This window comes from Gorillibacterium sp. sgz306347 (assembly GCF_059735245.1).
Genome location: NZ_JCAPET010000050.1, coordinates 24,511 through 34,192, shown reverse-complemented (window position 1 = coordinate 34,192; position 9,682 = coordinate 24,511). Strand labels below are relative to the sequence as shown.

Below are 9,682 nucleotides of genomic sequence, written 5' to 3'. Positions count from 1 at the left end.
TCCGAAAAGTTGATGCTTTGCTCATTGCTTAAACACTTGCGTGTTCATATGTCATGTTTTTGCGCCATCCAAGGATGGACGCATCGGCATGTCATTTCCTCGATTTTTGTTCAGTTTTCAAAGAACTTCTTTCGCTGCGTCGGCTTACAAACTATAAAATTTGTTTCGCCGTCACAAGAATATATCTTATCAGGTTCTTCTCAGAAAAGCAATAAGTTTTTTTCACCCGATCGCCCGCGTTCAAGGGGCGACTACCAATATAACGCGCCCGGTAAAAAAGAGCAAGCAGAAAATTAAGGATGCCGCTTGCCGCTGCAAACAATGAAAACGCCGGACCGCTCTTTTGGGAAAAGAGCTTGTCCGGCGCTGCCGAAAGAACATTATGCCTGGTGAACCATCTCTTTGTTCTTGCTTGCGTTTTTCTTCGACTGGCCGCGGAAATAACCGAGCGCCACAACGGCAATAATACATACAGCGATAAATATCCACTGCCCGATCCCGTGGGAAATCGTCAGCTTCTCAAAGAAATGCTCTTGCGTGATCATGTGCGCAGCCGTATAAGAAATGATCGCGGCCCCCACATACAGAATCCAGGGGAACCGGTCCATCAGCTTGATAAAGAGCGTGCTTCCCCAAACCACAATCGGTATGCTGATCAAAAGACCGATAATGACCAGCTCCCAGCTTTCCTGGGATGCGCCGGCTACGGCGAGCACATTGTCGATCCCCATCGCCGCGTCCGCCATGATGATGGTCCCTACAGCCGCCCAAACCGAATCCTTCGCCTTGATCTCATGATCCTCTTTGCCAAGCATCAGCTTGTAGCCGATCCACAAAAGCAGCAGCCCGCCTACCAGGTGCAGACCCGGAAGCGCAAGAAGCCATGTGACGGCCAACGTCGCGGCCACCCGGATGACAACCGCCCCGGCGGTCCCCATGAGAATAACGTTCTTCTGCATTTTCTTCGGCACATTCCGCGCCGCCATCCCGATAACAATCGCGTTATCGCCGCCCAGCACCAGGTCCATCAGCACGATGTTTAGCAGAGCCACAAAAAACTCCATCGAAAAAAATTCCAAGCCAATCGCTTCCCCTCGGATAGTTGTGCGGCACAAAAGGTCAAAAAGAAAAGACCCTTACCGTGACCGGCAAAGGTCTTGCTCACAACGTCAGTTGCCGATAAAACCGGGATGCGTGCATCCGTTTTGACGATTTTATCGTACCAAGCTACTCCCCTTATGCATACTACTAATTATAAATGCAAGAGAATGGAAGGTCAATATAAACCGTGGTTCCCGGAAAAGTTTCCTTGCGGGAGCCGCGGTTTTTTGCGCTCTTCCCTTTTTATATGAAGAGTGTTCCTGGAGGGCCGCGAAAAGGCTTCTTTTGGCCGGTAACGGCGTTGTTCAGATTTTGTCTATGTGCCGGGAGTACGATGGGGAGCGGAGCAAAAAACCAAGGAATGGGGGCTTTGCCGGCAAACAGCCAACGAGTCGGTTCAAAAGAGATTGCACGTTGCCACAATTCATGAGAGGAGTAACCATTCGCATGCAAAAAAGGATCAGCACATGCTTAATCGCCCTGCTTCTCGTCATTCACTTTATGCCGGTTTTCGGCACTCTGACGACAGCAACCGCGGCGGAGATCAATGAGAATTTGATTAAAAGCGTTCAACTTACGGTAAAGGACGGCTCGGGCCACACGGTGACCGAAGCAACGTATGAACAGGGGGCAGCTGTCCAGCTGGACTTTATCTGGGCTCTGGAAAACGGGCACGGCTACGGAAACGGCGATACCTTCGTATTCGATCTGCTGCCGGCCGACAAGTTTGTTCTTTTTAACAATGTACAAGGGCAGCTGCTCACCGAGGACAGCGAAAGTGTCGGCACGTTTGTGGTCGACAAAGATACCCGGAAAGTAACCATGACCTTTAACGAGCTTATCAGCCAGTACGATGAGGTGCATGGAACCCTTACCCTGAACACGCGCTTTGACAAGCAAAAGATTACCGGCAGTCTGGAGCAAACAATCAAATTCCCGATCCGCGGGGGCGAGCAGACCGTTACCCTTGTCTTTAAACCGGATGTCAGCTCCGCTATCGATAAATCGGGGACGCCGGATCGGCCGCTGAATGCAGACCGGATCAATTGGACGGTAAATGCAAATAAAAAACTCGAGACCGTCGTAGCGGCAGCCGTATACGATTCCATTCCGGACGGGCTTCGCTATATGGATGGTACCCTGGAGGTTTCCCGGCTGAACGTCAAACTGGACGGCTCCGTCACGGTCGGCGCACCGGTCTCTCCCTCCGAATACACCGTGAAGCTTTCGGACGACGGCCGTGAGCTGCAAGTGAACTTTTTGGCGGCCAGCATATCCGACGCTTATCAGCTGCGTTATGCAACGGAAGTGCTGAGCGGCACCCGGTTTACCAACAACGCGACGTTTAGAGGAGAGCAGCATGCCCCCGTTTCTGCCAGCGCAACCGTGACGGTTTCGAACGGCGAGCCGCTGAAAAAACGGTCTGCAGCCTATGACCCGGCAACCCAGACCATTGGCTGGGAAATCCAGTACAATTACGGGGAACAACCGGTGTCACGGGAAAACGCGGTTTTGACGGACCGTTTTACCGGTACGCAGCAGTTGGCCGGAACGCCGAAAGTGTATGAGGTCACCTTCGACGGTGCCGGAAAGGCGGTCAAGGGCGCGGAGATCACCGCTTTTACCGTAACCCCGCTCCCTGCGGAAGACGGAAAGGCCGGTTTCACGCTGCAATTCCAATCGGACATCGACGCAGCTTACCTTATCCAGTACAGCACAAAAGCGGCTTCTCCGGTCTATAAAGACGCCAGCGTGACCAATACCGTCACAGCGAGCGTGTACAGCTCCAGCGACTCGCGTTCCATCCAGCAGTTGTTTGCCAAAAAGACCAAAACAGGCGAAAACTACGCCGAAAAGAAAGTGTTTTGGCGCATTGCCCTGAACGGCAACAAGCATGCCATGAACACGGTGAAAATCACGGACCGCTTCCCGAACGGCGGACTGGAGTTCGTGCCAGGGTCCCTGGTGGTCCGGGATGAAGCCAATGCCGTTGTCCCCGACACGGAATACAAGCTCATTCCGGCCGACGACAACAAGCAAGGCTTCGAGCTGCAGTTTCTTCACCAATTGAACGGGCCTTATGTCATTACGTACGAAACCCGGTACAGCATGGATTGGATTACCGGAACCGATAAAACCATGCCCAACCAGGCCGTGGTGACCTGGATTTCGGCCGAAGACGGGGAATCCCGCACCATTACGACCGAAGACAAGTTCGATCCGAATCCTTATGCCAAAAACAACGGGTACAAAGCTGGGACCTACAACCCGCAAACGAAGGAAGTCACTTGGTCGGTAGGGGTCAATTACAACGCCAAGCCGGTCGTTTCGCCAAAAGTGGAGGATGTGCTCCTGCAGGGACAAAAGCTGGACCGGCAATCGATTCGGGTCTATGAGTGGCTGGTTGCCGAAGACGGAAGCGTCACGGCGGGGGACGAGGTGGACCCGGCGGATTATGCCGTGACCCATGACGATGCCGCCGACCGGTTTACGCTCTCTTTTAAACAGCCGATCGACCGTCCTTATCTCTTGACGTTCCTAACAAGTCTCGATGGGAATTTGATTGATCCCAAGGTGGAAAACACCGCTGTTCTCATGGACGGCACAAAGGCGGTTTCGGAATTCTTGCACGCTTCCGTTACCATCCCGAACGGCGGAGAGTACGTTGACAAGTCCGGCAAGCAAAACGGAGACTTCCTTGAATGGAGCCTTGTGATCAACGAAGGCCAGTCCTATGTAGCCGACGCGGAAATTATTGACACGCCAAGCGCCAACCAGATTCTTCTGCCGGACACCATCGTTCTGTACCGCACGACGGTTTCTGCAGACGGCACGGTTTCGAAGGGCACCGCAGTTCCGGCCGATGGCGTATACAGCGTCCTTTTGAACCAAAGCGGGAATGCGAACGGATTTACGCTGCGTTTTGCGGATGACATTGCCGAAGCGTACATTCTGGAATACCGGACGCTCATAAACGCCGAGGACGGCGAAAAAGCAACCAATCATGTGAAGTTCGCTGGCAGCAACGTCCAGACCGTAACCCGGGAAACGACAGAAGAAGTAATCGTCGGTGTATCATCCGGCTCGGGAAGCGGCAGCGGAATTCGGGGAGAGCTCACCGTCATCAAAACCGACCGGGACAACACTTCGGTGCTTTTGCCAGGGGCCGAATTCGAGCTCGTACGTAAGCTGAACAACGGTTCCCTGGTTACGATCAATACACTGATCACGGACGAGAACGGCAAAGCGGTGTTTACAAAGCTGTTGGCCGGACAGTACATTTTGAAAGAAAAAGGAGCGCCGGACGGATATGAGCTTGACTTCAAGGACTATACGTTCCAGATCAGCTCGTCCGCGCTGAACCAAAACGTGACGGTAACAAACAAGAAAACGGAGACGCCGACGCCTTCGGGGTCGCCTGTAACCTCTCCGACCCCGACGCCCTCGGAGTCACCTGTAACTTCTCCGTCGCCGTCTGCGACGCCTTCGGAGTCGCCTGCAACCTCTCCGTCGCCGTCCGCGACGCCTTCGGAGTCGCCTGCAACCTCTCCGTCGCCGTCCGCAACGCCTTCGGAGTCGCCTGCAACTTCTCCGTCGCCGTCCACAACGCCTTCGGAGTCGCCTGCAACTTCTCCGTCGCCGTCTGCGACGCCTGCGGAGCCGCCTGCAGCCTCTCCGTCGCCAACGCCGCTGCCGGATGAGATTATAACGTCGGAGGATACGCCCAAAGGGGGCGTGGTTCCCGTTCCTGACGGGGCGACCCCCGGCATCGGGCAGCCGCCCAAGCATGGAAGCGTCACGGTCGACGACAGCGGAAAATGGACCTACACGCCGGACCCGGGCTATTCGGGCAAAGACAGCTTTACTCTTGTTGTCACCAAGCCCGACGGGGAAGAAGAGGAGTTTTACATCGACGTGACCGTCACGCCTTTGGGCGGTCTGGAAATCCCTCCTGGCGGCCTGGAGACTCTCCCGCAAACGGGCGAATCCGGCAGCCTGCTCTTCCTATGGGCGGGGGCTCTGTTGATGGTCAGCGGCGCTGCCGGCCTGTTCCTGCTGCGCCGCAAGCGAATGGAAAGCCGGAAGCTGCCCTGACGGATTTCGGTAATAAAAAAAGCGCATAACAAAAAAGCCGTCGAGCTTGTCTCGGCAGCCGGAGAAACCGGGCGCTGGCCCGGTTTCTTTTTTATTGTTGTCCGACCCTTGCCCCTTCGGAGGGATCGGCTTTCTTCTCGCTCCACTGTGTATACCATTCCTGAATCGGCTCGGGCAGGCCGATGCCCAGCTCCTGCCGGAAGGCGTCGTCGGCTTCCCGGAATTGCTCTTCTACGGCGACCCGGTTTCCCAGCCGGGCATAGGTTTGCATAAGGCCCAAATGCGCCTCTTCACTGTAGGGGAAGCGCTGGACAATGCGCTGGTAGCCGGCGGCCGCTTCCGCCAGCATGCCCGCCTGAGCATAAAACCCGGCCAATTGTCCCGCGTGGTCCAGCCATAAAGCCGAAAGCCGCTGACGCTCCCCCTCCGCCCACCGATAGTCCCCGCTTGCGAAGTAGTCGCCGGTGTAGAGGTCGGATACCGCCTGATGGCGGGAAACGGACTCCCGCACAATCGCGCCGAGCTGCCGGAGGCCATTTTCAAACTCCTCCACGTCAATCGCTACCTGGCGGGCATCCAGCGTATAGCCTTCCCCCCCGCTTATGTTGCGGATGTCGATGTCCACCTTCGCTTCCCTCAGGCACCGCCGGACGTGATAGATGGTGGTGTACAAGGTCGTCGAAGCTTTTTTGAAATCCTGATCGGGCCAAAGCTCATGCAGGAGTGTATCCCGGCTGACAAACCGCCCCCGGTAATGCAGCAGAAAAGCAAATAATTCCTGCGCTTTCGACGTGCGCCACCGGAAGCCCGGAGCGCCTTCCGTCCGGCGGCCTCCGCTGTCCAGCCGCAAGGCCTCAAAGCAGCAAATTCTGGCGGGACCCTGCGGGGACGAAGACCCGCCTCCGTTTTCCGGATGCCGGGCCATCAGCCGGGCGACGGTTTTGGCAAGCCGCCCGCGTTCCACCGGCTTCAGGACATAGTCGAGGGCGTTCAGTTCAAACGCTTCGACCGCATATTGGTCATAAGCCGTCACAAAAACGATATCGGCGTCCGGGCAGGCCTGCTGAAGCAGTTCCGCCGCTTGCAAGCCGTTCATCTCCGGCATGGATATATCGAGGAAAATGACATCGGGCTGGCTTTGCAGAGCCGCCTGGAGTCCTTCCCCGGGATCCAGGTGCCCTTCCGCTTTCCCCACGCCGGGCAAGGCGAGAAGCAGTTTTTCCAAATGCTGCAGGGCCAGCCGTTCGTCGTCGATAAGCAAAGCACGAATCATTTTATCCCCTCCCGGACCGCCGAAGGTCCATCCTGCACCAAGCCGTCTACCCGGCCGGCAGCCGTGCGCCATCCGGCCGGTTATCCCGCTCGTCTTCCGCCCCGTCCGGAGAAGGGACGCGGAAGGAAACGCGGGTTCCGGCGTCCTTCTGACTGGAAATCGAAAGCCCCCGGCCGAATAACCGAAGAAGCCGCTGATGGGTGTTCCGAAGGCCGATTCCGCGTCCTTTTTGCTCCGTTTCCGGGACGAGCAAGCGTGCCGTTTCCTCGCGGTCCATTCCAACCCCGTCATCCTCCACGGCAATCTCGATATCCGATCCGCAGGCAGCGATCGACAGCGTTACAGCGCCTCCCCGGCTTCGGCTAAGCACGCCATGGCGGACCGCATTTTCCATGAGGGGCTGGATGCTGAGCGGGGGAATCGGCAGACGCGGGTCGACGGACGGGTCGACGTTAACGCGGACTTCAAGCCGATTTTCGAACCTCTCTTTTTCAATATAAAGGTAGGCGCGCACCAAATCCAGCTCCTGTTCCAGGGGCACCATCCGTTCGGTGCTCCAGAAAGCAAAGCTGATTCTCAAATACTCGTTGAAGGCTTCGATTAACCCTCTCATCCGGTTATGGTCGATGTCGCTTAAAGCGGTAATCGAGTTGAGCGTATTAAACAGAAAATGCGGCTGAATCTGCGCCTGCAAGTAGGCGGCTTCCATGCGCAGCCGGTCTTCCGCCGACCTCCTCGTTTCCATCAGCGCCTTGACCCGGTACTTCAGCTCCGTGGCATCCACCGGCTTGGCGACATAATCGTTGGCTCCGGCTAAAAAACCGGTATAGATGTCCTCATGCCGGGTCCGGGCGGTCAGAAGCAAAACCGGAAGCTCGGACATCGAAAACCGGCTGCGGATCCGCTTGGTCAGCTCGTAGCCGGACATGGCCGGCATCATGACATCCGCTATCACGAGGTCCCACGGGCCTTCATTCAGCCTGGCCAGCGCCTCGCCGCCGCTTGTGACCGCTTCAACCCGATAGGCCTCCGGCTCCAGAAGCCCGGCCAGCACCCTCAAATTGACCGGATCGTCGTCCACCGCCAGAACGCGGCCAAACGGTGCAGGGCCGCCCGGTTCCGGCGGGAACGTCTTCTTGCCGTCATCCTTTCGGTCGCCCTGCACAGGAGCGGGACGCTGGAGCCCGGCCTCACCCTCAGTCGCATCCGCGCCTGCTTTTTCTTCCGGCTTGGCGCCTTCCGCGAGCGGAAGCGTGAGCGTAAAGGTCGTTCCCCGGCCCGGAACCGACCGCACCTCCAAATCGCCGCCGTGCAGCTCGGCCAAGGTTTTGCTGATGTCGAGTCCGAGCCCGATTCCGCCGGCGGCCGGCGAACGGGCGGGATCGCCCTGCCGATAGGCTTTGAAAATTTCCGGCTGGACGGCCGGGTCGATGCCGATCCCGGTGTCCGTCACATGCACCCGGGCGGAGCTTTTGCCCCTTTCCGCCTGAAGCACGATGCTTCCCTCCGGGGTAAACTTGATCGCATTATGGACCAGATTGAACAAAATCTGGGTGACCCGCTGTTCGTCTGCGTAAACAGGCGGAAAATCGGACGGAATGTCCAGCACCAGCTCCACCGGCTTGTCCGCCGTCAGGTAGCGGAGCATGTCCAGCACGCCGGAAGCGACCGCCTGCACCCGGACCTCCTCCCGCCTCAGCACAATGCCCTTCTCCTTCAGCTGCGCCGCATCAAGAAGGTCATTGAGCAGAAACGACATGCGCCGCCCCACCCGGGTCAAAAGCGCAAGGTCCTGCCGGCTTTGCTCCGTGAGGCTGCCCGCTTCCCGTCCGATGACATTTTCCGCCATGGCCAGAATGCCATGCAGCGGCGTCCGCAGTTCATGGGAGGTATTCGCCAGGAACTCGTCCTTCTTCCGGTCCTCCTGGCGGAGCTCTTCGACCAACTGCGCTCTTTGCTCAACAGCCTGAATGTAATTGCGGAACCAGAACGCGCCGAAGCCGAGCAGCGCAAACAGCATGTCATACGGATAAAAGACCGCGGGGAACAGGGACTGGCTTTTCAAGCCGCCCCAGATCAGGCTGGAGGTCGCGCCTCCTGCGGCCAGCAACAGGAAAGCCGCGTTCCGGTCGGTTTTTCGGTCGGCTTTGCGGACAAACCGGATGATCAGCACCGGAAGCAGCAAGGCCGGGATCAGAACAAATACGGCGGAAACGCCCCACACGCGGGATTGGTGCAGCCACTGGGTCGGCGCGAGCAGGATAAAGGCCTGGTAAACCCCCGACAAGTAAAGAAAGGGCTGCGCCGCCTTCCGCTTCGGCGCTTCTACAAACAAAAGCAAGGCCAGCTTAAGCAGCAGAAAGGAAAATAGAGCAAAAGACCAGTAGTTGAGCCTCACCGTAACGTCATGACTGAGCGGAAGCCACATCAAGAGTATCTTGTCGTCGTCGAGGGAGATGCAAAGGCTGCCGGCCAGCAAAAGCAGGGAGAAGTACAGAAAAACGCTTTGTTTTTTGCTGAAAAAGAATAAGACCGCCATGTAAAAAGCGTGAAGCAGCAGCACCGCGACCATGGCCAGCTGAGCCCCGGTCCCGCGCAGCCGTTCGCTGTCGATCGCCTCGGGCAGCCCGAATTTGACCGGACCGGTAATGCCGCCGCGGGCGGGGTTGTCAAAATTGGCTGCCTGGATAAGCAGCTCGATTTCATTACCGGCGGCCGTTACCGAGACGGGGTACGCGATGTTTTTGGGGGAATACCGGGACACGTCCTCCGCCGGCTGGCCGGCATGGGCCACCAGCTCCCCGTTGGCATACACCCGGGAGGACGAACGAACGCCCCGGACCAGGAGTTTAAACACCCGGCCGGGTTCTCCCGGCGTCAAAATCCGCAGCCGGTAGGTCCCGTAGCCATAGGAGGAAGAGGCGTGCGGGCCAAAGCTGGAACGCCAATCCCCCGGCACGGCCGCCTTCACAGCCCCTTCCCGCTTGTCTCGAGAATCGGGTCGGATGAGCCGGTTGGGGTAAAATTCCCACTCGCCGTCAAGCGAAACCGTATGGCCCCCGGCCAGCCAGGAGCCGGCCCGCAGATCAAGCACTCCGTTATGTACGGAAGGCTGGCCGGAGGAAGAATAGCGTTCGATCCAGACCAGCCGCAGCGCGGAAAGGAGGGCTACGAAGACCGCGAAAAGCAGAAACATTTTGCGTCTGGTCATCT

5 protein-coding genes are annotated in these 9,682 nt (G+C 57.5%); 2 read left to right on the top strand and 3 right to left on the bottom strand.

The genetic code is table 11. From position 1 onward, the window contains the following. Positions 1-297: hypothetical protein (locus AC6I6H_RS19530; protein WP_497955823.1), on the top strand; the 297-nt coding region annotated here is incomplete at its 5' end. A gap of 83 nt (positions 298-380) precedes the next feature. Here AC6I6H_RS19530 and AC6I6H_RS19525 read toward each other — a convergent pair. Beyond that, positions 381-1,079 (bottom strand): TerC family protein, encoded by a 699-nt coding sequence (locus AC6I6H_RS19525; RefSeq protein WP_497955822.1) that lies wholly within the window; start codon positions 1,077-1,079, stop codon positions 381-383. Between the two features lie 469 nt (positions 1,080-1,548). Here AC6I6H_RS19525 and AC6I6H_RS19520 point away from each other — a divergent pair, with 469 nt between their 5' ends. Further along, positions 1,549-5,196, top strand: a complete 3,648-nt coding sequence (locus AC6I6H_RS19520) for a collagen binding domain-containing protein (RefSeq protein WP_497955820.1) — start codon at positions 1,549-1,551, stop codon at positions 5,194-5,196. Between the two features lie 91 nt (positions 5,197-5,287). Here the strand turns inward: AC6I6H_RS19520 and AC6I6H_RS19515 are convergent, their stop codons facing one another. Then, positions 5,288-6,469, bottom strand: a complete 1,182-nt coding sequence (locus AC6I6H_RS19515; protein WP_497955818.1) for a response regulator — start codon at positions 6,467-6,469, stop codon at positions 5,288-5,290. A 46-nt stretch (positions 6,470-6,515) separates the two neighbouring features. Beyond that, positions 6,516-9,680 carry an ATP-binding protein gene (locus AC6I6H_RS19510; protein ID WP_497955815.1) on the bottom strand — a complete coding sequence of 1,055 codons (3,165 nt, stop codon included), beginning with the start codon at positions 9,678-9,680 and terminating at the stop codon, positions 6,516-6,518. Positions 9,681-9,682 lie beyond the last annotated feature (2 nt).